Source organism: Sutcliffiella sp. NC1, assembly GCF_027594365.1.
GTDB lineage: Bacteria > Bacillota > Bacilli > Bacillales > Bacillaceae_I > Sutcliffiella > Sutcliffiella cohnii.
In genome coordinates this window covers 327501-351769 of record NZ_CP115153.1, presented here as the reverse complement: position 1 = coordinate 351769, position 24269 = coordinate 327501, and the positions used below count along the sequence as shown (strand labels likewise).

26 protein-coding genes, 2 rRNA genes, 1 riboswitch and 1 other annotated feature (1 of these 30 only partly in view) are annotated in these 24269 nt (G+C 39.0%); of the genes, 11 read left to right on the top strand and 17 right to left on the bottom strand.

All coding sequences use genetic code 11. The features are described from left to right. The first annotated feature begins 10 nt into the window (after window positions 1-10). Both O1A01_RS01860 and O1A01_RS25325 read left to right on the top strand, forming a co-directional pair. Window positions 11-310 carry a YgaP family membrane protein gene (locus O1A01_RS01860; protein ID WP_084380487.1) on the top strand — a complete coding sequence of 100 codons (300 nt, stop codon included), beginning with the start codon at window positions 11-13 and terminating at the stop codon, window positions 308-310. A 60-nt stretch (window positions 311-370) separates the two neighbouring features. After that, the gene (locus tag O1A01_RS25325) at window positions 371-472 is read left to right on the top strand and encodes an EYxxD motif small membrane protein (RefSeq protein ID WP_333482921.1); all 102 of its coding nucleotides are present in this window, start codon (window positions 371-373) and stop codon (window positions 470-472) included. Here O1A01_RS25325 and purD read toward each other — a convergent pair. From purD to O1A01_RS01790, 14 genes are all read right to left on the bottom strand, one after another. Then, entirely contained in the window at window positions 450-1712 is a 1263-nt protein-coding gene (purD, locus tag O1A01_RS01855) for a phosphoribosylamine--glycine ligase (protein WP_066417254.1), read from the bottom strand. The two genes, O1A01_RS25325 and purD, sit on opposite strands and share 23 nt — an antisense overlap. A 33-nt stretch (window positions 1713-1745) precedes the next feature. After that, entirely contained in the window at window positions 1746-3275 is a 1530-nt protein-coding gene (purH, locus tag O1A01_RS01850) for a bifunctional phosphoribosylaminoimidazolecarboxamide formyltransferase/IMP cyclohydrolase (RefSeq protein ID WP_066417257.1), read from the bottom strand. Next, entirely contained in the window at window positions 3272-3859 is a 588-nt protein-coding gene (gene purN, locus O1A01_RS01845; protein WP_066417259.1) for a phosphoribosylglycinamide formyltransferase, read from the bottom strand. The genes purH and purN overlap by 4 nt, the downstream gene beginning before the upstream one ends. After that, window positions 3856-4896: a phosphoribosylformylglycinamidine cyclo-ligase gene (purM, locus tag O1A01_RS01840; protein ID WP_066417261.1), complete on the bottom strand. Its 1041-nt coding sequence runs from the start codon at window positions 4894-4896 to the stop codon at window positions 3856-3858. The genes purN and purM overlap by 4 nt, the downstream gene beginning before the upstream one ends. A 115-nt stretch (window positions 4897-5011) precedes the next feature. Next, window positions 5012-6424 carry an amidophosphoribosyltransferase gene (gene purF, locus O1A01_RS01835; protein WP_270065432.1) on the bottom strand — a complete coding sequence of 471 codons (1413 nt, stop codon included), beginning with the start codon at window positions 6422-6424 and terminating at the stop codon, window positions 5012-5014. Next, complete coding sequence (purL, locus tag O1A01_RS01830) at window positions 6400-8625, bottom strand: phosphoribosylformylglycinamidine synthase subunit PurL (protein ID WP_066417267.1); 2226 nt, start codon at window positions 8623-8625, stop codon at window positions 6400-6402. Before purL ends, purF begins: the two co-directional genes overlap by 25 nt. Further along, window positions 8609-9295: a phosphoribosylformylglycinamidine synthase subunit PurQ gene (gene purQ, locus O1A01_RS01825; protein WP_066417268.1), complete on the bottom strand. Its 687-nt coding sequence runs from the start codon at window positions 9293-9295 to the stop codon at window positions 8609-8611. Before purQ ends, purL begins: the two co-directional genes overlap by 17 nt. After that, complete coding sequence (gene purS / locus O1A01_RS01820; protein WP_066417269.1) at window positions 9292-9546, bottom strand: phosphoribosylformylglycinamidine synthase subunit PurS; 255 nt, start codon at window positions 9544-9546, stop codon at window positions 9292-9294. The genes purQ and purS overlap by 4 nt, the downstream gene beginning before the upstream one ends. Beyond that, window positions 9539-10258, bottom strand: a complete 720-nt coding sequence (gene purC, locus O1A01_RS01815) for a phosphoribosylaminoimidazolesuccinocarboxamide synthase (RefSeq protein WP_270066361.1) — start codon at window positions 10256-10258, stop codon at window positions 9539-9541. Before purC ends, purS begins: the two co-directional genes overlap by 8 nt. Before the next feature lie 55 nt (window positions 10259-10313). Continuing rightward, on the bottom strand, window positions 10314-11606 hold the full coding sequence (gene purB, locus O1A01_RS01810) for an adenylosuccinate lyase (protein WP_066417270.1): 1293 nt from the start codon (window positions 11604-11606) through the stop codon (window positions 10314-10316). Between the two features lie 18 nt (window positions 11607-11624). Next, a complete protein-coding gene (gene purK, locus O1A01_RS01805; protein ID WP_066417274.1) occupies window positions 11625-12746 on the bottom strand; it encodes a 5-(carboxyamino)imidazole ribonucleotide synthase in 1122 nt (373 codons plus the stop codon). Next, window positions 12739-13227 (bottom strand): 5-(carboxyamino)imidazole ribonucleotide mutase, encoded by a 489-nt coding sequence (gene purE / locus O1A01_RS01800; protein WP_066417275.1) that lies wholly within the window; start codon window positions 13225-13227, stop codon window positions 12739-12741. The genes purK and purE overlap by 8 nt, the downstream gene beginning before the upstream one ends. A gap of 151 nt (window positions 13228-13378) precedes the next feature. Then, a riboswitch (purine riboswitch) is annotated at window positions 13379-13480 on the bottom strand. 97 nt (window positions 13481-13577) lie between these two features. Further along, entirely contained in the window at window positions 13578-13793 is a 216-nt protein-coding gene (locus O1A01_RS01795) for an NETI motif-containing protein (RefSeq protein ID WP_066417278.1), read from the bottom strand. Beyond that, the gene (locus O1A01_RS01790) at window positions 13757-14332 is read right to left on the bottom strand and encodes a DUF2179 domain-containing protein (RefSeq protein ID WP_066417280.1); all 576 of its coding nucleotides are present in this window, start codon (window positions 14330-14332) and stop codon (window positions 13757-13759) included. The genes O1A01_RS01795 and O1A01_RS01790 overlap by 37 nt, the downstream gene beginning before the upstream one ends. Window positions 14333-14728: 396 nt before the next feature. Between O1A01_RS01790 and O1A01_RS01785 the strand changes: the two genes are divergently transcribed. The 7 genes from O1A01_RS01785 to O1A01_RS01755 all read left to right on the top strand — a co-directional run bounded on the left by O1A01_RS01785 (window position 14729) and on the right by O1A01_RS01755 (window position 18259). Continuing rightward, window positions 14729-15202, top strand: a complete 474-nt coding sequence (locus O1A01_RS01785; RefSeq protein ID WP_235858160.1) for an Hsp20/alpha crystallin family protein — start codon at window positions 14729-14731, stop codon at window positions 15200-15202. A 121-nt stretch (window positions 15203-15323) separates the two neighbouring features. Beyond that, window positions 15324-15863, top strand: a complete 540-nt coding sequence (gene sigY, locus O1A01_RS01780; RefSeq protein ID WP_066417283.1) for an RNA polymerase sigma factor SigY — start codon at window positions 15324-15326, stop codon at window positions 15861-15863. Further along, window positions 15856-16176: a DUF5345 family protein gene (locus tag O1A01_RS01775; RefSeq protein WP_066417285.1), complete on the top strand. Its 321-nt coding sequence runs from the start codon at window positions 15856-15858 to the stop codon at window positions 16174-16176. Before sigY ends, O1A01_RS01775 begins: the two co-directional genes overlap by 8 nt. After that, window positions 16173-16394 carry a transcriptional regulator gene (locus O1A01_RS01770; RefSeq protein ID WP_084380489.1) on the top strand — a complete coding sequence of 74 codons (222 nt, stop codon included), beginning with the start codon at window positions 16173-16175 and terminating at the stop codon, window positions 16392-16394. Before O1A01_RS01775 ends, O1A01_RS01770 begins: the two co-directional genes overlap by 4 nt. After that, window positions 16382-16582 carry a PLD nuclease N-terminal domain-containing protein gene (locus O1A01_RS01765; RefSeq protein ID WP_066417294.1) on the top strand — a complete coding sequence of 67 codons (201 nt, stop codon included), beginning with the start codon at window positions 16382-16384 and terminating at the stop codon, window positions 16580-16582. The genes O1A01_RS01770 and O1A01_RS01765 overlap by 13 nt, the downstream gene beginning before the upstream one ends. 13 nt (window positions 16583-16595) lie before the next feature. Further along, window positions 16596-17486 (top strand): ABC transporter ATP-binding protein, encoded by an 891-nt coding sequence (locus O1A01_RS01760; protein WP_270065431.1) that lies wholly within the window; start codon window positions 16596-16598, stop codon window positions 17484-17486. Further along, on the top strand, window positions 17483-18259 hold the full coding sequence (locus O1A01_RS01755; RefSeq protein ID WP_066417309.1) for an ABC transporter permease: 777 nt from the start codon (window positions 17483-17485) through the stop codon (window positions 18257-18259). The genes O1A01_RS01760 and O1A01_RS01755 overlap by 4 nt, the downstream gene beginning before the upstream one ends. Window positions 18260-18288: 29 nt before the next feature. Here O1A01_RS01755 and O1A01_RS01750 read toward each other — a convergent pair whose 3' ends face one another. After that, window positions 18289-19533: an MFS transporter gene (locus tag O1A01_RS01750; RefSeq protein ID WP_066417312.1), complete on the bottom strand. Its 1245-nt coding sequence runs from the start codon at window positions 19531-19533 to the stop codon at window positions 18289-18291. Window positions 19534-19595: 62 nt separating this feature from the next. Then, window positions 19596-19851, bottom strand: a binding site (T-box leader). Window positions 19852-20004: 153 nt separating this feature from the next. On the opposite strand from O1A01_RS01750, the gene O1A01_RS01745 reads away from it, so the two are divergent. Together O1A01_RS01745 and O1A01_RS01740 are read left to right on the top strand one after the other, a co-directional pair. After that, the gene (locus O1A01_RS01745) at window positions 20005-21132 is read left to right on the top strand and encodes an alpha-hydroxy acid oxidase (protein ID WP_066417315.1); all 1128 of its coding nucleotides are present in this window, start codon (window positions 20005-20007) and stop codon (window positions 21130-21132) included. A 93-nt stretch (window positions 21133-21225) separates the two neighbouring features. Next, complete coding sequence (locus O1A01_RS01740; protein WP_066417316.1) at window positions 21226-21714, top strand: GNAT family N-acetyltransferase; 489 nt, start codon at window positions 21226-21228, stop codon at window positions 21712-21714. Between the two features lie 548 nt (window positions 21715-22262). On the opposite strand, the gene rrf is transcribed toward O1A01_RS01740, so the two are convergent. Together rrf and O1A01_RS01730 are read right to left on the bottom strand one after the other, a co-directional pair. Further along, window positions 22263-22379 (bottom strand): 5S ribosomal RNA (rrf, locus tag O1A01_RS01735). Window positions 22380-22457: 78 nt separating this feature from the next. Next, a 23S ribosomal RNA gene (locus O1A01_RS01730) occupies window positions 22458-24269 on the bottom strand (it continues 1123 nt past the right edge of the window).

Genomic DNA, 24269 nt, shown 5'->3' with positions numbered 1-24269 from the left:
AAAAGGAGAGATTGTTTTGCGACCGAATATCGGAATCATTAATGCTTTAATCCGTATTACTTGCGGATTCACTGTACTAGCATGGGTAACAAGTAAATTAGTAAAAAGACCTTTCCGTGATTCATATTTAGTTGTAGCCTTTTTAGCTGCGATGAAAATCGGAGAAGGAATTTTACGTTACTGCCCATTAACAGCCCTTTATGATCGTTACCAGGACGATTATGACTATGAATATGATTACGAAGATGATGATTTCGATGTAGCTGTTGACTATGATACAGACGAAGGCGAAGCTTATAATCCTTCGTAGTAAAGAAAAGAGGAGCTTTAAAGCTCCTCTTAAATCAATTAATAATAAGGATGTGATTTTATGGTTGAATATTTAACAGACATGTCATTTGTTTTAGCTACAGCAATTGGTGGTATTGTTGCTCTTTTATATATTTTTATTAAGAAAAAGCGTGTTGAATAGCTTTATTACCGATATCAGTTCGATTGAACAGGTTATCACATTGAACTTTTTCCAGTTGTTCGTATGCTTTTTGCTGCGCTTTCACTAACTCTTCCCCTTCAGCGGCAACGAGGAGTACTCTTCCACCATTTGTGACTGTTTTCCCCTCTATTTCTGCTGTACCAGCGTGAAAGACGTATCCTTCGACATTGGATAACCCATTAATTTCATGTCCTTTTTCGTACGCATCTGGATAGCCTTTCGCTGCCATGACTACCCCTAGAACATGTTTATCGGACCATTTTAATTCCATTTCCTTTTTATCTAGCACTTCTACAACAACTTCTGCTAAATCATTTTCCAATCTAGGTAAAACAACTTGCGTTTCTGGGTCACCGAATCGTGCATTAAATTCAATCACTTTCGGACCATCTTTCGTTAACATTAATCCTGCATATAAAATTCCACAAAAGCTTCTTCCCTCTTTTACGAGTCCAGATGCAGTAGGATATAGTACAGTTTTTATTGATTCTTTTACAACATTTTCAGCTATTTGAGGAACTGGCGAATATGCACCCATTCCACCAGTGTTAGGTCCTTGATCTCCGTCAAAAGCACGTTTATGGTCTTGCGCTATAACCATCGGGTAAACAGCCTCTCCATTAACGAAAGCCATTAATGAAAATTCTTCACCTTCCAAATACTCTTCAATGACTACTTGACTACTTGCTTCCCCGAATTTTGACTCTACCATCATTTCATGGACAGCCGCTAATGCCTCTTCCTTCGTCATCGCCACTACTACTCCTTTACCAGCAGCAAGTCCATTCGCCTTAATGACGATTGGTGCACCATGTTTTTCAATATAATTAATGGCATCTGAAGCATTTTCGAAAGTTGCCGATATTGCAGTCGGGATATCGTACTTTTCCATTATATATTTCGCATAGCTTTTACTTCCTTCAATAAAAGCAGCTTCCTTAGTTGGGCCGAATACTCGTAAATCCTCTTTTTGAAATGCATCTACTACACCAGCTAATAGTGGCGCCTCAGGACCAACAATTGTTAGATCAATACGTTCTTCTTTGGCAAAATTAACAAGTGCGTTGATGTCCATTTCATCAATCGGGACACATGTAGCTATTTCTCTCATACCGACGTTACCAGGGGCAACAAATAACCGAGTTACTGATGGACTTTCCGACAGTTTCCATGCAATGGCGTGTTCACGACCACCTTTACCAATGACAAGTACTTTCATTTCAGGCAACCCCCAATTAGTATTTTAAAATAATTAATGTTTAAAATGACGTACTCCAGTTAACACCATCGCAATTCCGTATTCGTCTGCTTTTTTAATCGAATCTTCATCACGAATCGAACCACCAGGTTGAATAATAGCTGTTACACCTGCCTTTGCCGCTGCCTCTACCGTATCATCCATTGGGAAGAATGCATCTGATCCTAGTGCGGAACCTTCAGCTAATTTTCCAGCTTGATGTAAAGCAATATTAGCTGCACCAACACGGTTCATTTGCCCTGCACCAATTCCTACTGTGCGTTTATCTTTTGCTAGCACAATTGCATTGGATTTCACATGCTTTACTACTTGCCAAGCTAATTTTAAGTCTTGCCACTCTGCATCCGTCGGCTGACGTTTTGTCGGAATAGAAATAGTTGCATCTTCTAACGTGTACGTATCTTCATCTTGTACTAGTAATCCACCACGAACGGAAGTAAATCGCGTTTCAATTGCTGTCTCCGTTTCGATAGGTAGTGTTAACAAGCGTATATTTTTCTTTTTCGTTAAAATTTGTTCCGCTTCTTCCGTAAACGAAGGCGCAATGATGATTTCTAAAAATATTTCATGTAAACGTTGTGCTGTTTCCTCGTCTACTTCTGTGTTGAACGCAACGATTCCACCAAAAATTGAAACAGGGTCTGCCTCATACGCTCTTACAAACGCCTCATAAGTAGTTACTCCTACACCAACTCCACAAGGATTCATATGCTTTACCGCTACTACTGCTGGCTCCGTAAAATCTTTAATAATTTGAAGTGCAGCTTCAGCGTCATTAATATTGTTGTACGAAAGCTCTTTACCATGAAGCTGTGTTGCGGAAGCAATGGAATTATCTGCACGTAATGGTGCTTCATAAAAAGCTGCTTTTTGATGTGGATTTTCTCCATATCGTAAATCTTGTTTTTTCTCATACGTTACTGTAAAGGATTCTGGAAATGTTTCGTTTACACTTTCTGTTAAATAATTTGAAATCATCGCGTCATAGGCTGCTGTATGACGGAAAACTTTTGCTGCTAATCTTTGACGCGTTTCCTTGTTAACGCTGCCGTTTTCTTTTAGTTCACCTAATACTGTTTCATAGTCTGTCGGATCTACTACAACAGTTACACTTTCATGATTTTTTGCTGAAGCGCGTAGCATCGTTGGACCACCAATATCGATGTTTTCAATAGCATCCTCGAATGTTGTTCCTTCTTTTGCGATTGTTTCTTTAAATGGATATAAGTTGACAACTACGATATCAATCGGTGTAATGTTATGCTCATTAAGCTGTTGTTGATGGTTCTCGTCCGCTCTTCTCGCTAACAAACCGCCATGTATATTCGGATGTAATGTTTTAACTCGCCCATCTAATATTTCAGGGAATCCCGTAACTTCAGAAATGCTAATAACATTTACACCATTTTCTTGTAATACTTTTTTTGTACCACCTGTCGATATAACTTCTACTCCTAGCTCGACTAATTGTTGTACAAATGGAACGATCCCTTCTTTGTTGGAAACACTAACAATTGCTCTCATCTTTTCGTTAAACTCCTCTCAGTGTGTAAAATATTTTGCAAAGTTTTTGGATAAAGCTCATGTTCTAACTGTTGTATACGTTGTTGTAACGTTTCTCTCGTATCAAATGGTAAAATCTCTACTTCCCCTTGAGCGATAATCGGGCCAGTATCCATCCCTTCATCAACAAAATGAATCGTAACACCCGTTTTACCAACTCCTTCTTTTAATGCTTGCCCTACTGCATCAAGACCTGGAAAGTCTGGAAGTAACGACGGATGTACGTTTACAATTTTTTTAGGGTAGGCTGATAATAATGTCGCCCCTATTAATCTCATATATCCCGCTAACACAATCCACTCAATATTATGCGCACGTAATTCATGTAAAATGGCATTCTCGAAAGCTACCTTTGATTCATATTCTTTTGGTGAAAAAACAAACGTTGGAATGTTTTCTTCGTTTGCTCGCTCTACTACTTTAGCATCCTGTTTATCACAAACAAGCAAGGTAGGAACAGCTTCAAGGCTACCGTTGCGACAAGCCTCGACAATTGCTCGAAAGTTAGAACCACTTCCTGAGGCAAAAATTGCCATTTTTATCATCGCACTTCTCCTCCACCAAATACAATGCCCTCTCCTTCTTTTACACGTCCAATAATATAAGCCTTTTCTCCATGTTCTTCTAAAATATGAATGGTGTCACTTACTATCTCCTCATCTACCGCTAGCACCATGCCGACTCCCATATTAAAAATGTTAAACATCTCTTTTTTGTCTAAGTTTCCAGCCTGCTGAAGTAAGTCAAAGATAGGTGGGATTGGCCATGATCCATAGTCTACTTCTGCTTGGAGCCCTTCTGGTAGCATACGTGGAATATTTTCAATAAAACCACCACCTGTAATATGTGCCATCCCATTTACCTCGTATTTTTTCAACACTTCTAAAATTGGCTTAACGTAAATGCGTGTTGGCGTTAGTAATTCTTCTCCTAGCGACTTAGTGAATCCTTCATACGTTTTATCTAATGCTAGATTACTATTCTCAAAAACTATCTTTCTTACTAGCGAGTACCCATTACTATGAATACCACTTGAAGATAGACCTATTAATACATTTCCAGGTCGAATCTTTTCTCCCGTAATAAGCCTTTCCTTTTCCACGACTCCGACTGTAAATCCAGCAAGATCATATTCTTGCTCAGCATACATACCAGGCATTTCTGCCGTTTCCCCACCAACTAGGCCACAACCAGCTTGCTCACACCCAGAGGCAATCCCTTTCACTATTTGTTCTAGTTTTTCAGGATTCGCTTTGCCACAAGCAATATAATCTAAGAAAAATAACGGCTCAGCCCCTTGCACTACAACATCATTGACACACATCGCAACTGCATCCATTCCAATTGTATCGTGCTTATCTAGCATAAAAGCAAGCATTAACTTCGTTCCAACCCCGTCCGTTCCTGATACTAATACCGGGTTTTTCACATCCATTGATGATAAATCGAACAATCCACCAAAACCACCAAGACCACCCATTACACCTGGCCTTACTGTTTTCGCAACATGTTTTTTCATACGAGTAACTGCCTCATAGCCTGCTTCTATATCTACTCCAGCTTGTTTGTATGCATTTGCCATATGTGTCCCTCCAATTGATTGAAAATCTATTCTACTTTGTTATTAAAATTGTTACGGTTATACAGAGGAAATTGAGAAAGCAACGTTTCCGCTGCTTTCCTAACTTTTATGTCGTTTAACACTTTTCGTGTGGTAGTACTGTATCCGGATATATTTCAGTTGGGTATTTACCAGTAAAGCATGCCATACATTGTCCACGAGTTTCTCCATCGTATGAGCGACCAATGGCATCTAACATACCAGTCTCACTTAAAAATGCTAACGAATCGGCACCAATCATTTGGCGAATTTCTTCAACAGAGTGAGCAGAAGCAATAAGCTCCTCGTGTGTGGAAGTGTCGATTCCGTAAAAGCACGGATTTTTCATCGGCGGCGAGCTTATTCGTACGTGTACTTCTTTTGCTCCTGCCTCTTTTAACATTTGGATGATACGTCGACTCGTCGTTCCCCGGACAATCGAGTCATCCACCATAACCACTCTTTTTCCTTCTACCACTCCACGTACAGGTGAGAGTTTCATTTTCACCCCTTGTTCACGTAGAGTTTGGGATGGTTGGATGAATGTACGTCCAACATAACGGTTTTTAATTAATCCAAGTTCGTACGGTAGTTCTGCCCATTCTGCATATCCTATCGCCGCAGAAATACTGGAATCTGGAACACCTGTAACAACATCTGCATCAACTGGTGCTTCCATTGCTAATTGCTTTCCTAAATTTTTTCGTGCGGTATGAACATTAATTCCGTTAATATTGCTATCTGGACGAGAAAAATAAATATATTCCATACTACAAATAGCTCGTTGAGTATGAAGTGAAAAACGTTCAGAGTGTAAGCCTTCATCATTAATAATGAGCAATTCTCCTGGCTCCACGTCACGCAAGTATGTTGCACCAATAATATCAAACGCGCACGTTTCTGAAGCAACAACGTAAGCATCGCCTAACATTCCTAATGAAAGTGGGCGTAATCCGTTTGGATCTAACGCGACCATCATTTCTGTTTCTGTCATTATAAGAAAGGCATATGCACCTTTTAATAGTGATAGGGCATTTTTCACTTTTTCTTTAAAAAGTGGGTAGCCGCTACGTTTAATTAAATGTGCTAACACTTCTGTATCGGAACTAGTTTGTAAAATACTTCCTTGTCCTTCTAACTGATATTTCAACGCGTTTGCATTTACTAAATTTCCGTTATGTGCGAGAGCAATACTACCAGTTTGCGAATGGAAGAGAAGTGGCTGGACATTTTCAAAGCCACCCCCGCCTGCTGTTGCATAGCGAACATGACCTATCGCCGCTCGACCATGTAACTCCTGCAGTTTTCCTCCAGCAAATACTTCGTTTACGAGACCTTCCCCTTTTACACAAGATAGCTTTTCTCCATCAGAAACTACTATTCCAGCTCCTTCTTGACCTCGATGCTGGAGACTATGCAATCCGTAATACGTTACTTGTGCACTTTCAGGGTGTCCCCAAATACCGAACACTCCACATTCTTCATTTAAGCCTCTGATTTCAGTAAGCATGGGATAGCCCCTTTCCAAGCTGCTGTCATTTCGTTTGAAGTAAGGCGTAAAACTTCTTCCTCTCCAGCTTGAATAGATAAATTACTATCGTTTGTTACGCTACCTATTTCCGTCGCATCTACTAATGCTAAAAATGCCTCACGATGTTCTGGTTTTACAGAAACGATGTAACGTGATTGAGTTTCACTAAATAGAGCTGTTGTTACATCACCTTGAACTCGAATCTCTGCTCCTACATGTTCATTTCCCATTACACTTTCAGCAACCGCTACTGCTAAACCACCTTCAGAAATATCGTGAGCTGATTGTACATAACCGCTACGAATTGCGGCTAACAATTCTGCTTGTCTTTTCATCTCAACGTTAAGATCAATGGAAGGTGGTGCACCAAAGATTTTGCCATTTTGTAATTTTTGAAGCTCACTTCCGCCAAACTCAGGCTTCGTTTCCCCAATCATAAAAATGATATCTCCAGCCTCTTTAAAAGATTGTGTTGTCACATATTCAACATCTTCAATTAAACCAACCATACCAACTACTGGTGTTGGATAAACTGCTACACCGTTCGTTTCGTTATATAGAGATACGTTTCCACCAATAACAGGTGTTTGTAATTCACGACATGCATCGCTCATTCCATCTACAGCTTTTTCTAACTGCCAAAAAATTTCTGGTTTTTCCGGATTTCCGAAGTTTAAGCAATCTGTAATCGCAAGTGGACGAGCACCAGAACATACTAGATTACGTGCAGCTTCTGCAACAGCAATTTTTCCACCAACTTCAGGATCTAAATATAAGTAGCGAGAGTTACAGTCTGTTGTCATCGCTAATGCTTTTTCTGTCCCACGAATTCGTACTACTGCTGCATCTGATCCTGGGCAAACAACTGTGTTTGTTCTTACTTGATAATCGTATTGATCATATACCCACTCTTTACTAGCAATAGTTGGTTGTTGTAGTAGTTCCATTAACGTTTCCCCATAGTTCGAAACAGTTGGAATTTCTACTTCCATCTCTTGAAAATCTCTATAATAAGCAGGTTCACTAGAAGGCTTATTGTATACAGGGGCATCCTCTGCTAAGGCGTCTACTGGAACATCCGCAATTACTGTCCCGTTATGCATTAAACGCAACTGTTTATCATCTGTTACAACACCAATCGCAACCGCTTCTAAGTCATACTTTTCAACAATTTTTTGTGCTTCATGCTCACGACCTTTTTCTACGACAATTAACATGCGCTCTTGTGACTCAGAAAGCATCATCTCATAGCCAGTCATACCTGTTTCACGTTGAGGTACTAAATCTAAGTTCATTTCAATTCCAGAGCCTGCTTTTGAAGCCATTTCTGCAGATGAGCTCGTTAATCCAGCAGCTCCCATATCTTGAATTCCGACAAGGCCGTCCCATTTCACTATTTCTAGACATGCTTCTAATAATAATTTTTCCATGAATGGGTCACCAACTTGAACAGCTGGTCGTTTTTCTTCAGAAGCTTCTGATAGTTCTTCTGATGCAAAGGTCGCTCCGTGAATACCGTCACGTCCTGTTTTTGCTCCAACATACATGACTGTGTTTCCGACACCTTTTGCTTGCCCTTTTTTTATATCTTCATGGTTAATGATACCAACACACATAGCATTTACTAACGGATTTCCTTCATAGGAAGGATCAAATTGGACCTCTCCCCCAACAGTTGGAATACCGATACAATTTCCGTAGCCAGCTATACCTGCCACCACTTCTTCAAACAAATACTTTACTCGTGGGTTTGTCAGCTCCCCGAATCTTAAAGAGTTTAATAGAGCGATAGGACGCGCTCCCATTGAAAATACATCACGAATAATTCCACCTACACCAGTTGCAGCACCTTGATACGGTTCAATGGCAGAAGGATGGTTATGACTTTCAATTTTAAAAACTACTGCTTGGTTATCACCGATATCAACGATTCCCGCTCCTTCACCAGGACCTTGTAAAACGTGTGGCCCTTCTGTTGGGAACTTGCGTAACACAGGCTTTGAATTTTTATAACTACAATGTTCTGACCACATGACGGAAAATAGGCCTGTTTCTGTGTAGTTTGGTAAGCGACCAAGAATATTCTCTATCATAGAGAACTCTTCATCACTCAATCCCATTTCTCTATATATTTTTTCATCTTTAATTTTTATTGGATTTGGCTCAAGAAGTAACGACATATGTTTCCCTCCAGTTTCGGACAATGGATTTAAATAATTTCAATCCGTCTGCACTACCTAAAAGCTCACTAACAGCACGTTCAGGATGTGGCATCATACCTAATACATTTCCTTTTTCATTGACAATTCCAGCAATAGAATCTAAACTTCCGTTCGGATTGTCACCTGCATAACGAAACACAATTTGATTATTCTCTCTTAACGTTGCAAGCGTTGCTTCATCACAATAGTAATTTCCTTCACCATGAGCGATTGGAATCATTATTTCTTCTCCATTTTCGTACTCACTCGTAAACATCGTTTTATCGTTTTCTACGCGAAGAGGAACCGTTCTGCATATGAACTTTAACCCTTTATTTCTTTGCATAGCACCTGGTAAAAGTCCAGACTCTAATAAAATTTGGAATCCGTTACAAACACCTAATACTGGCTTACCTTGTTCTGCAGCTTTTACCACTTCATTCATAACGTTTGAAAATCTTGCAATCGCTCCAGAGCGTAAGTAATCTCCGTAAGAAAAACCACCAGGAAGTAAGATGCCATCGTATTCATCTAAATTAGTAGCATCATGCCAAACGTACTCTACCTCTTGTCCTAGTTCATCTTTAATCGCATGAAACATATCTACATCACAGTTAGAACCAGGAAACACGATTACTGCAAATTTCATGAAGGAACAACCTCCTCCACCTCATAACGATAATCTTCAATAACAGTATTAGCTAACAGCTTTTCACACATTTCTTTTACTAGTACATCTAAGTCGCGCTCTGACTTTGCAATTGTTAATTCTAAATATTTTCCAATACGAACATCTTCTACTTCATTGTAAGAAAGAGAATGAAGTGAGCTTTTTACTGCTGTTCCTTGTGGATCTAAAACACTTTCCCTTAACGTAACGAAAACTTTTACTTTATACATGAGCGTTGCCTCCGATTCGGTGTAGTATTTGTTCATATGCTTTTGTTAAATTGCCTAAATCACGACGAAACACATCTTTATCTAGCTTTTCATTCGTATGTTTATCCCATAGTCGACAAGTATCAGGAGAAATTTCATCCGCAAGAACGATATTCCCATCCAATGTCTTTCCAAACTCTAACTTAAAATCTATTAATCTAATATCTTTTTGTTCGAAAAAGTCAGATAAAAATAAGTTCACTTTTCCTGCAAGCACTTTTAATTCAGCTACTTCTTCAGGAGTAGCTAATTCAAGCAAGGCAATATGGTCCTCTGTAATTAACGGGTCACCTAATTCATCATCCTTATAATAAAACTCTACGATTGGCTTCTTTAAAGGTAGACCTTCTTCTATACCTAAACGCTTCGCCATACTGCCTGCTGTTACGTTTCTTACTACAACTTCTAAAGGGATGATCGTTACTTTTTTTACAAGTTGTTCTGTCTCAGAAAGCTGCTGAACAAAGTGATTTTCTACTCCAGCTTTTTGAAGCTCGAAAAATAGGAAACTAGTAATAAGATTATTTAATCTACCTTTCCCTTCAATACTTGCTTTCTTTTCTCCATTAAAGGCTGTCGCGCTATTTTTATATTCTAACCAAACGATAGTATCATCATTTGTTGCATATACTTTTTTCGCCTTACCTTCATACATTAGATCCAATTTTTGAATGTCCATGAAGATCGCCCCAATCTTTCTATTTGGGGGAGCAAAGTCCCCCACCTTTTTATAGTCCTAATCTCGTGAAAATCGTATCCACATGCTGTAAATGGTAGTTGTAATCAAAGCAGTCTTCAATCTGAGCCGCAGTTAAACGGGATGTGATTTTCCCTTCGCCTTCTACAAGTTGACGAAAAGCTACTTGTTTTTCCCATGCTTCCATCGCTTTCGGTTGAACCGTATCATATGCTTCTTCACGGCTCATGCCAGTATCGATAAGCGCTAATAGAACACGTTGCGAATAAATTAGTCCTAACGTACGGTCCATATTACGCTTCATATTATCTGGAAACACCGTTAAATTTTTCACGATATTGCCGAAACGATTTAACATGTAATTTAAAGCAATTGTCGCATCCGGAAGAATGATTCTTTCTGCGGATGAATGAGAAATATCACGTTCATGCCATAACGGTACATTTTCATAGGCAGTCATCATATACCCACGAATGACACGTGCTAGCCCAGTCATATTCTCAGATCCAATTGGGTTCCGTTTATGTGGCATCGCTGAGGAACCTTTCTGTCCTTTTGCGAAAAACTCTTCTACTTCACGAGTCTCACTCTTTTGTAAACCGCGAATTTCAACGGCAAACTTTTCTATTGAAGAAGCAATTAATGCTAATGTGCTCATATAGTGAGCGTGTCGATCGCGTTGTAATGTTTGAGTTGAAATAGGTGCTGCTTGTAAACCTAATTTTTCACACACATATTGCTCTACGAAAGGGTCGATGTTGGCGTATGTTCCAACCGCTCCAGAAATCTTTCCGAATTCAATTCCGGCAGAAGCTTGCTTAAAACGCTCAACATTACGCTTCATTTCTTCATACCAAAGCGCTAACTTAAGACCAAAAGTAGTAGGCTCCGCATGTACTCCGTGCGTTCTTCCCATCATCACGGTATATTTATGTTCTTGTGCTTTTTCCTTTAATATCGCGACAAACCGTTCCAAGTCTTGAAGAAGTATGGTGTTTGCTTGTTTGACTAAATAAGATAATGCTGTATCAACAACGTCTGTTGAAGTTAATCCGTAATGCACCCATTTTTTCTCGTCTCCTAGCGTTTCCGATACTGCTCTCGTAAAAGCAACAACGTCATGACGAGTTTCTTCTTCAATCTCATAAATTCGATTTATATCGAAAGACGCTTTTTCACGCAAAATTTTCACGTCTTCTTTCGGGATTTCCCCTAATTCTGCCCATGCTTCACATGCTAGGATTTCTACTTCTAACCAAGCTTTGAATTTATTTTCATCTGTCCAAATAGCAGCCATTTCTGGTCTTGAGTAACGTTCGATCATCGTTGACTTCCTCCGTTCTTATACTTCGACTGTAAGCTCGTTTGCTTTTTTCAAAGCAATTTCAACTGTATCACTTACGATATTTAAATGCCCCATTTTTCTCTTCTCTTTTTTCTCTTCTTTTCCATATAGATGTAGCTTTCCGTCGCGGTTTTGTTCAAAAAAAGCAATTCCTGCATCCATATTTTCTCCTAATAGGTTTACCATCACGACGGAATTCCATAATGTTGTTTTTCCAAGAGGTAAGCCACATATTGCTCGAACGTGCTGTTCAAATTGGGATGTTTCACATGCATCTATTGAAAAATGCCCTGAATTATGCGGTCGAGGCGCCAATTCATTAATGAAAATCGTTTCTTCATTTAGTACGAACATCTCAACAGCTAACGTCCCAATTAGGCCAACATGCTCGGCTAGATTGGTTGCCGCTTCTATCGCTTGTTTCTTTAATTGTTGTGAAACTCTAGCAGGTACAATCGTTTGGTGTAAAATATTGTCCTTATGAATGTTTTCCGCCACTGGAAACACGTCCGTTTCACCGTTAGTACCTCTTGTTACGACGACTGAAATTTCCTTTTCGAACGAAATCCATTTTTCTAACACGCATTCTCCATGTGCTAAAAGCGCTGTTGCCTTTTCTATATCGTTTTCACTCTTAATAACTACTTGACCTTTCCCGTCATAACCAAAGCGACAAGTTTTTAATACTGCTGGTAATCCTAATTCTTCAATTGCTTCGTTTAATTGAGCTTTATCGACAACTTGTTTATACGGTGCTACGTCAAGCCCTGCTTTTTTAATCATTTTTTTTTCATGTACACGATGCTGTGTTTGCTTTAACACGTTGCTTCCTTGTGGAAGATAGGCATTTTCTTCTAACCAAAGAAGAGTTTCATAGTTTATATTTTCAAACTCGTACGTAATTACGTCCGAAACTTTAGCTAACTTTTGGATGCTTTCTAAATCATCAAACGAGGCAGTAATTTCGATATCCGCTATTTGACCACATGGAGAATTAGGCGTAGGGTCCAATACTGCAATGGAATAGCCCATCGCTCGTGCTGATAACGCCATCATTCTACCTAATTGTCCACCGCCGATAATACCAATTGTTTGTGGGGGTAAAATTGATTTATACAAGGTCTTCACTGCTTTCTAACACTTTTTGTTTTGTCATTTCACGTCTAGTTTCTAAACGAGTAGCTACTTCATCGTTAAAACTTCCAATTATTTGAGCAGCTAGTAGTCCAGCATTTGTAGCACCAGCTTTCCCGATAGCAACCGTTGCAACCGGAACTCCACCTGGCATTTGTACAATTGATAATAATGAATCTAGTCCGTTTAGAGCTTTTGATTGAACAGGAACTCCGATAACAGGAAGTGTTGTTTTCGCTGCAACCATTCCAGGTAAATGCGCTGCCCCTCCAGCACCTGCAATGATTACTTTTAAACCTCGAGTTCTTGCTGTTTCTGCATAGGAAAACATTAAATCTGGTGTTCGGTGAGCTGATACAACTTTTTTCTCGTATACTATTTGTAATTCATCTAAAACCTCACAACTATGCTTCATCGTTTCCCAATCTGACGTACTCCCCATGATCACACCTACTTGTGCACTCATTCTCTCGCTCCTTTTCTATAAACAAAAAAGTTTTACTGTTAAATTATGAGAAAATAATAAAAGCCCAGATAGACTCCTTCCAACAATAAGGGAAAGAAAGTCTACCTGAGCATATTTTAATAAAAAAATAGCGCCAAGCAGCCATCTGAAAAAAGATAGCTCTCTCCCTCATAGTCCAACTTTTTACGGAAGTCGGGTAGAAACTTATGGGCCATATTCCCAAGATTATATGAGGTACGTATAACTATTCTAACTTCTAACACTATCTTAACAGGGGTTATCTAACACTGTCAATGTTATTTTCGAACGATGCTACACTTTTTGTATTTAATGTTCGTGTTTTCGCGCATTTATCCTTCTGGATTCATTAAACGTCCTTCAAAAACAATTTTTCTTCCACATGGTTCTACTTCTTTTTTACCATTTCTCTCGACTTCTTGAAAAATTGGTTCCTCCATCCGCCTTGTCGGTATATACCCCTCACTTTTCATCCGATCAAGACATTGATCAATCGTTTCATTTTCCATTACTACAAAATTTTGTTTTCCTTTTGTTTTTTTCGCCATTCTTTAATTTTCCTTTCTTTCACTGCCTTCACCCAAAATCCGCCGTGAATGGTTTTCGGTTCGTATGCTATAATAAATGCTTTCGGATCTAGTTCTTTAATTAAATGATACAAACTAATTTCATATTTTCTAGGTGTTAATATTTGAAGGGCCATTCGATCTCCTTCCAAGCCGTTAGCTTGCCAGTTCGTAACACCATATCCTTTTTCACGCAACTGCTTAGGTAAGTCTTTATCATATTCCTTTGTAATAACGTTAACTGTAATATAACCAAGTGCAAGTTTTTCTTCTATTTTCATTCCAACTATTACACCCAAACCGTATCCAAGTGCGTACGCTATTAAATTTTGAATTTGATTTAAATTATCCAACACTAACCCTAAACCAACAACATATATAACTACTTCAATTGTACTAATAAGTGCTGCTAAATATCTTTGACCTTTTAATGTTAAAATCATTCTAATTGTAAAGAAAGATACGTATACAACATTAATAATAATGATAATTGCTACCATTATAAAACTATTTTCTAACATTGCTGTCCCTCCATTTCAAACGGGTATAAATGTTTATTTTACGAGAATGACTAGGCTGCTGTAAATATGATAGGCAATATTTTAGAAATAAATATATAGAAATGGTATCTTGGTAAACGTATCGTTTCACTAAGGTATATAATAACATCAGCAATGTCGGTTTAAGTATCCTTTAGTGGTACTATTCCCATAGTAACAGATAGGAATGTAAGTAATTTACTATTTTCGCTTTATTAGTTTTTTTCTTCGCGAAAATCGTTTGCATTATGTTTATAAATATTGCCGCTAGATTTCCCTCTTAAACACCCTATTATATTAGAAACAACTCCCCCTATAGGCACATGACCTCCCTTTTTGCATAAGTTATAGGTAGAAATGTAAATAAAGGGAGGATAAATGATGATGATGAACAATAACCCTTTTAAGCAGTTAGGTGATTGGCGCAAAAACTTTGATCAGTTTTTCGGTGATGAATTTTGGAATGGCTTTGAACCGATGATTCAAAATATGCAAACACAAACAAACCTATATCGGAACGAAAACGAAATTGTTTGTATAATGGCTTTACCTGGACTAGAAAAGCCCGATGAGGTAGAAGTTTTTATTCACCCACAACATATTGAAGTAAAAGGTCATATACGCTTACCTATTGAAAATTTAGAACTCGTTGAGGAAGGTATTTTTCAAGGGGACTTTGAACGCAAAATCGAGCTTCCTTTTCCTGTTAGAGAGGATAAAGTAGAAGCTACGTACGAAAACGGCTTATTGTTTATACATCTTCATCGGCATATACCGAATAATACGAAACGTAAAATTATGATCCAAAACGGTGTTCAAACAAACAAAACGATGAACACTTCGAACGAGTAATAATCGTTCGATTTTTTTTATTGAAATTAAATGAACGCAATATCTTACATAAACGTCCTATAATAGATTAAAGTTTAGAAGCTATGTAAATAGATAACATGAGGAGAGGTGAGGCATGTAGATGGAAAAAGAAGAAGAAATACAACTTGTTGAGAAAGCAAAACGCGGCGATGACAACGCCTTCTCCCAGCTTTATGAGCAATACTACCCTTTTTTATACAAATATCTGTTAAAACTAACGTTACACGAAGATTTAAGTAAAGACTTGGCACAAGATACGATGCTGAAGTGTTATAAACATTTACATGCCTTTAACGGAGATAGTAAATTTTCATCTTGGATGATTTCCATCGCTTCTCGAGCATATATTGATTCTTTGCGAAAAAAAAGACGAGAAAACAATTGGCTTCAACAAGTAAAAACCTCTCTCTCCCGTCAGCTTTCGTGGGCCTCTAAAACGAAAGGGATGGAGTGGAGCCATCACTTTTTAGACTTTAATAAGCTAGAAGCCGATATACGCGTCCCAATTTTATTACGACACTATTACGGTTATTCTTACGAAGAGATTGGCAAAATGCTAGGCATTAAAGCAGGTACAGTTAAATCTCGCGTTCATAACGGAATTAAACTAATTAGAAAGGAGTGGACAGAGAATGAGTAATCATCAAGATCAAGATGTAATAAAAGCTTTACAAAAAGATTGGAACAATATTGATGAACTGGCTGGAGAGCAACACCTATCACATTATGCCATTCAACAACAAGTTCAACTATTTCAACAGAAAAGAAAAAAAGCATTTTATAAAGAATTGACCTTTTTCATTATGATTGCCATTTTCATATTAAGTCTTTTCCTTACTACTATTTCCAAAGGGATGCAAATCGCATTTTATATTCAGCTTCTTGCAGCAATTATCGGGCCAGTTGTTTACTTTTTTCTTTTACGTCGTGAGGAAAGGAAGGCATGGCGATGACAGAAGAAAAAATAATTATCCTAATTCTCTTATCGCCCATTTTATTCATTCAAAGTATTTTTCTTTTCATTGATGCAAAAAAGCGAAATAGTTATGCATGGTTTTGGGGTTTATGGGGATTAATACAGTTTCCACTTCCATCTATTTTATATTGGTTTTTTGTTATAAGACCACAAAATAAACAACAAAGAAAGGGTGCATCTAAATGGAAGAGTTAATGCAAATCAACTGGGCTATTATTGCTCCTATATTCGTACTACAGCTTATTTTAATGGTTTTTGCACTAATTAGTTGCTTACGTCAAGACGAAACGAACGGGCCAAAATGGTTATGGGTACTAGTTATTATTTTTATCAACATCTTAGGTCCGATTCTTTATTTTGTTATTGGCAAAAAGAATAATTAAGGAGAAAAAAAGGATGCTTGTACAAGTAAAAGACTTACAAAAAGACTTTAATGCACATACCGCGGTAAAAAAAGTATCGTTTACGATTGAAAAAGGAAATTGCATTGCCCTCCTTGGTCCAAATGGAGCAGGCAAAACGACAACATTACAAATGTTAGCCGGATTACTAAGTTCCACTAGTGGATCCATCCAATTCACAGAATTACAGGGTAAAGATTATCGTCTAAAAATTGGGTTCCTTCCACAACACCCTTCCTTTTTTAACTGGATGACACCAGTACAATTTTTGCAGTTTGCTGGTGAACTTTCAAACATTCGTAAACAGGAATTAAAAGATAAAATTGAAGAGGTATTGCAATTCGTCTCTTTAAGTGATGTAAAAAAGAAACGAATCGGTGGATTTTCTGGTGGAATGAAACAACGTCTCGGATTAGCTCAAGCATTGCTCCATGACCCAGAATTACTCATATTAGACGAACCAGTATCCGCTTTAGACCCAGCTGGCCGTCGAGATGTATTAACACTTATCCATCAGTTAAAAGAACGTATGACGATTTTATTTTCTACTCACGTTTTACATGATGCTGAACAGGTATGCGATAAAGTTATTATGTTAAAGAACGGGGAAATAAAATGGGATGGAACGTTAGATGAATTAAGAAAAGCCTTTGCCACTTCCGCAGTAAAAATTCAAACCGAAGAACAATTAGAAGGCAAATTGAATTTAGCAAATGTCGAGAACATTCATTTCAACACAAAAAATAGTGCAACACTCTATCCGAATGCAGCTCTCGACTCCAATAAACTATTATCTACCCTTATAGAAAATGGTTTAACGATTCATCGTTTTGAAAAAGTCCAGGATTCTTTAGAGGATGCCTACATGAAGGTGATGGAACAATGAAAAATCTATTTATACTATGGAAAAAAGAAATGATAGAAAATGGCCAAAATGGGAAATGGATTTGGCTTCCAATTGCCATCACTTTAATAGGGATTTCACAACCAATTACAAGTTACTATATGCCACAGATTATTGAAATGGCAGGAAATTTACCAGAAGGAGCGTCTATTGTTTTGCCGACCCCCTCTGGCGGTGAAGTGTTAGCTGGAACCCTCTCTCAAATTGGTACAGTTGGAACATTGTTATTTGTTTTAGCAATAATGGGTGTCATCTCAAACGAACGAGCCAACGGATCAATTACGATGGTTATGGTGCGTCCCGTCACACCTTTACAATACGTTGCAAGTAAATGGATTGGACAGCTTTTAATTACACTAACTTCCTTCTTACTGAGCTATTTTCTAACTTGGTATTATACAAATCTTTTATTTTCCTCTGTAAGCTGGCAAGCAGCTCTCGGCAGTTTCGCCATTTATAGCCTATGGATTGTGTTAATCGTTTCGTTTTCTATTTGGATGGGCACTCTATTAAAAGGAAATGGAGCTATTGCAGCAGTTAGTATCTCCTTTTTAGGAATATTAAGCTTGCTAACTAGTCTCTTCCCACGGTTTATGAAATGGAGCCCAGGTAATTTGCGTGAACATGCAACTGTTCTATTAATAGAACAACCTGCTCAAGACCACCTAGTGCTAACGTTAGTTGTTACCATTTTACTCTGTAGCCTCTTTTTCGGATTAGCGGTCACTAGCTTTAAGAGGTTAGAACGATTTTAATGCTTTAATCAGAAACGGATAGAATGAATCTATCCGTTTTTTGCATTTCCGGAAATTGCTCGGTAATATTTCTGTTTCGAAGTCAGATTAAGAAATAAAAGAAAACCTGTTAATAGTAACGTTATAAAAGCCCCACTCACAACTGTAAATTTAATAGATACAAATTGAGCAGTTATCCCAAAAACAGATGTAACTACAATAATGAGGAAGGCTTCCACAAATCCGTAAAGACTTCCAATTCTCCCCATTACCTCCACAGGAATATTATTTTGATAAAAAGTTTGGAAACCCGTATTAGCAAACGCACTTGCAAATGCTAACAAGAATACCCCAATCGATGCGACACTAAAACTTGTTGAAAAAGAAAAAATGATATAGCCGAGTGCAACTACAACTGAACCACCCCCTATCATAAAAGGAATAGATAATTTTTTCGTAAATAAAACATTAATTAATGCTCCTATTAAAATACCTGCTCCTGCAATACTTACGAGAAATCCGTACTCACTATCTGATAAAAGGATTACTTCTTTTGAAAAAGCTACCTCTAATGAATCAATTGCTGTTTGCATTACGATAAATGCACTAAATAAGAAATAAATAGTCATAACATACAAGTGATTTTTACTAAACTGGAAAACTACATTCCAGTCAGTTTTGAATAAATGAAAAGAAAGCTTCTCTGTATTTTCTTCTTTTTCATTTTCTAAATTTGGCATGAACATTGTTATTATCGCCGAAAAGAAAAAAGCTACTGCATTAATATAAATAGCTAAAACAGGTGTTCCAACTAAAAATAATACCCCTGTAATTGCTGGCCCTAAAAAAAATGCTCCTGACCCTAACAAGCTTCTCCAAGAGTTAAACTTTTGACGTTGATTAACCGGAATTAATCTCGTAATATAATTCGTCGATGTTGGGCCGTAAATAGAAGAAGCCATATTAATGAAAAAGACTAAAATGTATATAATCCATAACAGGGATGAAAAGTACGCTAAACAAAGTATTAGAGCCCCTTGGATTATATCTAACAGTACCATTAAATACTTTTTATTCGTCCGGTCAATTACGCTCCCACTCCACAAATTTGTAAATACCGTTGCTAACGGTCTGATAAGATAAAGTGCAGTGACAGCAAGTGCTGAACTAGTCATATTAAACACTAAAACATTAAGAGCAATAAAATAAACCCACATGCCTAAATTGGATATTCCAATTCCGAATAACAAAATAACAGGATACTTCCACGATGATATTTTACTAATATTCCTCATAGGTACCTCCCGCAAATGATTTTTTACAAAAGCAAAAAATCCCACCCCCAAGACTTTTTTGTCTTGGGGGCGAGATTGTATCATCGCGGTGCCACCCCTATTTTATTAATATGTCACCATATTAACCTTTTAAGGTACTGCAGATTCATAACTGCCTATACCTTGGCTCTTTAACGGGAGCTCCCGTCACACCATCCCTAAAAAGTTCCGATATGCTGCTCAGAGGCTTGCTTCAATAAAATTGTCCTTACTCCTTTTCAGCAACCGGAGCTCTCTGGAAAAGACCCTTTTATGTACTCTTCTCTTCATCGCCATTGTTATTATTTTTAACATCTTATCATTATTGGATTTTCATGTAAATAAGGAAATATTTTCTCTCTTGATTATACATACGTTTTTAGGAATAATTATTCAAAAATATATAAGTTGATGATACACTTATTAAAAATAAATAAAAGGAAGTCTATCTTTATGCTTAATACATCTAACGACAATATTGTCCAAACAACTACTAAATTCCCATATCGCTTTGAGGATTTAGAAAGAATCGCAAAACATACTCTAGCCGAAAACGTATTTAGTTACATTTATTCAGGAGCTAGTGCTGAAAATACGTTACAGAAAAACAACTCTACTTTTCATAAATATAATATGATTCCTCGCTTGCTTAGAGATGTGTCAAAAATAGATATGTCCATAAACCTATTCGGCAAACAGTTACCAACCCCTCTTATTTTAGCACCTGTTGGCGTTCTTAAAATGGTTAATGAAATGGGAGATCTTGCTGTAGTAAAGGCAGCCGAAACATTCAACCTACCGTTTATTCAAAGTACTGTTTCTAGTTTTTCAATAGAAGAGGTTAGCCAAGCAAGTAGTAATCCTAAGTGGTTTCAATTATACTGGTCCAAAAATTTGGACGTTACATTTAATATGGTCAATCGCGCTGAGCAAGCAGGTTATGAAGCGATAGTATTAACGATTGATACCGTTACACTTGGCTGGAGAGAGTCCGACTTACATCACGGCTTTTCCCCACTTGCTAATGGATACGGACAAGGAATATGGGAATCCGACACAGCTTTTTTATCCAGTTTAAGGGATGGAAGTCAAAACGCTATGATCGAAGGAATTATCGATAATATTAATTTCCCATCGTTGCAATGGCAACACATTGTTGAATTAAAAAAGCGAACCCACCTTCCAATCATATTAAAAGGAATACTCCATCCTGATGATGCTCTTCTTGCACTTCAATACGGTGTTGACGGAATAATTGTTTCTAATCATGGTGGAAGGCAGTTAGATGGAATCATTCCTAGCATAAATGCTCTACCAGCTATCGTAAAAGCAATTGACGGTAAGATTCCTGTTCTTTTTGATAGCGGGATACGTAGAGGCAATGATGCTCTAAAAGCTATTGCTTTAGGAGCCGATGCAGTATTAATTGGAAGACCATTCGTTTATAGTTTAGCAATCGGTGGAGAAGAGGGCGTTCGCCAATTTTTAAGTAATTTCATTCAAGACTTCCAAACAAATATGATACTTACTGGTGTCTGTTCCATAAAAGAAGCAAAAGAAATTCATATCGTTCGAGAGTAACTTATCATAATGCAATTTCGATGCTGAAATTGCATTTTTTTATGCACTTTAAAATGCTTATATGATTATATTGCAATATAGTAGGTGAGGGAGATGGTTATTATTTCAATTACAGTAAAGAAGGCACAGCCTCAAGATTACTCCTCTATCTCTTTAATTGCGAATGAGGTACATGAAAAACATGTAAATGCTTTACCTCATATTTTTTATACAGTTAAAAATGCATTACCAAAAATATATTTTGAAGAACTAATTGAAAACCCGATGTGCGAAATATTAGTGGCTAAAGAAGGAGAAGATGTAGTTGGATTCGCTATAATTGAAATAATGGAATCACCACCCATTCCAACCTACACATATAGAAAGATCTCGTTTATTAACAATATCGCAATAAAAAAAGAATACTCCAGAAAAGGGATTGGTGATACCTTATTTAAAGAATGTACAAATTGGTCCAAAATTCATGGAGCCTCTGCAATCGAATTGAATGTATGGGAGTTTAATCAAGATGCTATAGCATTTTATAGAAAGCTAGGTATGGAATATGCTAGTAGGAAAATGTACATTCCTTTGGCTGATTAGCATTCATTATAGAATATTGCATAACACTTTATGTAAAGGGATTTTAATGTGGATTGTTATTGGTTTTTTGCTCAGATAAGAATAGAACAGTCGCTTGAGGTCCACAGGTCTTCCCTTAAGGGGATTCTCCTTAAAGTTCTTATTTTATTGATTTCGTAAAATATAATTCTATATAAAGTTCAAAAGCACAGGCGCTTCGTTCAGGCCCGTACAAACTGGACTGTTACGGTTGTGATAAAGGAAACACGGCGACGGAGGAGCCGATGTTGACTTATCGTACTTCGGATAAGGGAAGTTTGATAGGGCCTAAGCGCCGGAGCTAGACACAAAAGCGGAGGCGGCTCGTTCTGGCCCGACAAGCATAAGGCAGGCGCTGCAGGTGGACGCTCTTTGTCCACCGGAAGTGACTGACTTATGTCTCGAGGGCCAAGCCGCCGGAGCTAGAAGTAGCAACACAAAGTTAGTAGTTATCTACAACTTTCCACTTTTATAATTTCCTAAACGACAAAAAAAGCCCAGCGCCTAATTACGCTGAACCTTTTCTGTATGCCTGGCGACGTCCTACTCTCACAGGGGGACAGCCCCCAACTACCATCGGCGCTGAAGAGCTTAACTTCCGTGTTCGGTATGGGAACGGGTGTGACCTCTTCGCCTTCATCACCAGACATATTTAGTTGAAAGAATTGTTCTTTCAAAACTAGATAATATATTTTCATCAAGATTGTTCGTATCGTTCATTTACATTGGTTAAGTCCTCGATCGATTAGTATTCGTCAGCTACACGTGTCGCCACGCTTCCACCTCGAACCTATCAACCTGATCATCTTTCAGGGATCTTACTAGCTTGCGCTAAAGGAAATCTCATCTTGAGGGGGGCTTCATGCTTAGATGCTTTCAGCACTTATCCCGTCCGCACGTAGCTACCCAGCTATGCCTTTGGCAAGACAACTGGTACACCAGCGGTGCGTCCATCCCGGTCCTCTCGTACTAAGGACAGCTCCTCTCAAATTTCCTACGCCCACGACGGATAGGGACCGAACTGTCTCACGACGTTCTGAACCCAGCTCGCGTACCGCTTTAATGGGCGAACAGCCCAACCCTTGGGACCGACTACAGCCCCAGGATGCGATGAGCCGACATCGAGGTGCCAAACCTCCCCGTCGATGTGGACTCTTGGGGGAGATAAGCCTGTTATCCCCGGGGTAGCTTTTATCCGTTGAGCGATGGCCCTTCCATGCGGAACCACCGGATCACTAAGCCCGACTTTCGTCCCTGCTCGACTTGTAGGTCTCGCAGTCAAGCTCCCTTGTGCCTTTACACTCTACGAATGATTTCCAACCATTCTGAGGGAACCTTTGGGCGCCTCCGTTACTCTTTAGGAGGCGACCGCCCCAGTCAAACTGCCCACCTGACACTGTCTCCCGAGCCGATAAGGCTCGCGGGTTAGAATTTCAATACAGCCAGGGTAGTATCCCACCGACGCCTCCACCGAAGCTAGCGCTCCGGCTTCTCAGGCTCCTACCTATCCTGTACAAGCTGTACCAAAATTCAATATCAGGCTACAGTAAAGCTCCACGGGGTCTTTCCGTCCTGTCGCGGGTAACCTGCATCTTCACAGGTACTATAATTTCACCGAGTCTCTGGTTGAGACAGTGCCCAGATCGTTACGCCTTTCGTGCGGGTCGGAACTTACCCGACAAGGAATTTCGCTACCTTAGGACCGTTATAGTTACGGCCGCCGTTTACTGGGGCTTCGGTTCAAAGCTTCGCGCCGAGGCGCTAACCTTTCCCCTTAACCTTCCAGCACCGGGCAGGCGTCAGCCCCTATACTTCGCCTTACGGCTTCGCAGAGACCTGTGTTTTTGCTAAACAGTCGCCTGGGCCTATTCACTGCGGCTCTCTCGGGCTTTAACACCCTAACAGAGCACCCCTTCTCCCGAAGTTACGGGGTCATTTTGCCGAGTTCCTTAACCAGAGTTCTCTCGCTCACCTTAGGATTCTCTCCTCGCCTACCTGTGTCGGTTTGCGGTACGGGCACCATATTCCTCGCTAGAAGCTTTTCTTGGCAGTGTGGAATCAGGAACTTCGGTACTATATTTCCCTCGCCATCACAGCTCAGCCTTTAGGATAAGCGGATTTGCCTACTTATCCAGCCTAACTGCTTGGACGCACATATCCAACAGTGCGCTTACCCTATCCTCCTGCGTCCCTCCATCGCTCAAACGGAATGAGGTGGTACAGGAATATCAACCTGTTATCCATCGCCTACGCCTTTCGGCCTCGGCTTAGGTCCCGACTAACCCTGAGCGGACGAGCCTTCCTCAGGAAACCTTAGGCATTCGGTGGAAGGGATTCTCACCCTTCTTTCGCTACTCATACCGGCATTCTCACTTCTAAGCGCTCCACCAGTCCTTACGGTCTAGCTTCAACGCCCTTAGAACGCTCTCCTACCACTGTTCGTAAGAACAGTCCGCAGCTTCGGTGATACGTTTAGCCCCGGTACATTTTCGGCGCAGAGTCACTCGACCAGTGAGCTATTACGCACTCTTTAAATG

What these genes read in the sequence shown, in the direction of transcription:
- O1A01_RS25325 (WP_333482921.1), top strand. Translation starts at nt 371, where the DNA reads ATGGTTGAATATTTAACAGACATGTCATTTGTTTTAGCTACAGCAATT.
- purD (WP_066417254.1), bottom strand. Translation starts at nt 1,712, where the DNA reads ATGAAAGTACTTGTCATTGGTAAAGGTGGTCGTGAACACGCCATTGCA.
- purH (WP_066417257.1), bottom strand. Translation starts at nt 3,275, where the DNA reads ATGAGAGCAATTGTTAGTGTTTCCAACAAAGAAGGGATCGTTCCATTT.
- purN (WP_066417259.1), bottom strand. Translation starts at nt 3,859, where the DNA reads ATGATAAAAATGGCAATTTTTGCCTCAGGAAGTGGTTCTAACTTTCGA.
- purM (WP_066417261.1), bottom strand. Translation starts at nt 4,896, where the DNA reads ATGGCAAATGCATACAAACAAGCTGGAGTAGATATAGAAGCAGGCTAT.
- purF (WP_270065432.1), bottom strand. Translation starts at nt 6,424, where the DNA reads ATGCTTACTGAAATCAGAGGCTTAAATGAAGAATGTGGAGTGTTCGGT.
- purL (WP_066417267.1), bottom strand. Translation starts at nt 8,625, where the DNA reads ATGTCGTTACTTCTTGAGCCAAATCCAATAAAAATTAAAGATGAAAAA.
- purQ (WP_066417268.1), bottom strand. Translation starts at nt 9,295, where the DNA reads ATGAAATTTGCAGTAATCGTGTTTCCTGGTTCTAACTGTGATGTAGAT.
- purS (WP_066417269.1), bottom strand. Translation starts at nt 9,546, where the DNA reads ATGTATAAAGTAAAAGTTTTCGTTACGTTAAGGGAAAGTGTTTTAGAT.
- purB (WP_066417270.1), bottom strand. Translation starts at nt 11,606, where the DNA reads ATGATCGAACGTTACTCAAGACCAGAAATGGCTGCTATTTGGACAGAT.
- purE (WP_066417275.1), bottom strand. Translation starts at nt 13,227, where the DNA reads ATGAGTGCACAAGTAGGTGTGATCATGGGGAGTACGTCAGATTGGGAA.
- O1A01_RS01795 (WP_066417278.1), bottom strand. Translation starts at nt 13,793, where the DNA reads ATGGCGAAAAAAACAAAAGGAAAACAAAATTTTGTAGTAATGGAAAAT.
- O1A01_RS01790 (WP_066417280.1), bottom strand. Translation starts at nt 14,332, where the DNA reads ATGTTAGAAAATAGTTTTATAATGGTAGCAATTATCATTATTATTAAT.
- O1A01_RS01785 (WP_235858160.1), top strand. Translation starts at nt 14,729, where the DNA reads ATGATGATGATGAACAATAACCCTTTTAAGCAGTTAGGTGATTGGCGC.
- sigY (WP_066417283.1), top strand. Translation starts at nt 15,324, where the DNA reads ATGGAAAAAGAAGAAGAAATACAACTTGTTGAGAAAGCAAAACGCGGC.
- O1A01_RS01775 (WP_066417285.1), top strand. Translation starts at nt 15,856, where the DNA reads ATGAGTAATCATCAAGATCAAGATGTAATAAAAGCTTTACAAAAAGAT.
- O1A01_RS01770 (WP_084380489.1), top strand. Translation starts at nt 16,173, where the DNA reads ATGACAGAAGAAAAAATAATTATCCTAATTCTCTTATCGCCCATTTTA.
- O1A01_RS01765 (WP_066417294.1), top strand. Translation starts at nt 16,382, where the DNA reads ATGGAAGAGTTAATGCAAATCAACTGGGCTATTATTGCTCCTATATTC.
- O1A01_RS01760 (WP_270065431.1), top strand. Translation starts at nt 16,596, where the DNA reads ATGCTTGTACAAGTAAAAGACTTACAAAAAGACTTTAATGCACATACC.
- O1A01_RS01755 (WP_066417309.1), top strand. Translation starts at nt 17,483, where the DNA reads ATGAAAAATCTATTTATACTATGGAAAAAAGAAATGATAGAAAATGGC.
- O1A01_RS01750 (WP_066417312.1), bottom strand. Translation starts at nt 19,533, where the DNA reads ATGAGGAATATTAGTAAAATATCATCGTGGAAGTATCCTGTTATTTTG.
- O1A01_RS01745 (WP_066417315.1), top strand. Translation starts at nt 20,005, where the DNA reads ATGCTTAATACATCTAACGACAATATTGTCCAAACAACTACTAAATTC.
- O1A01_RS01740 (WP_066417316.1), top strand. Translation starts at nt 21,226, where the DNA reads ATGGTTATTATTTCAATTACAGTAAAGAAGGCACAGCCTCAAGATTAC.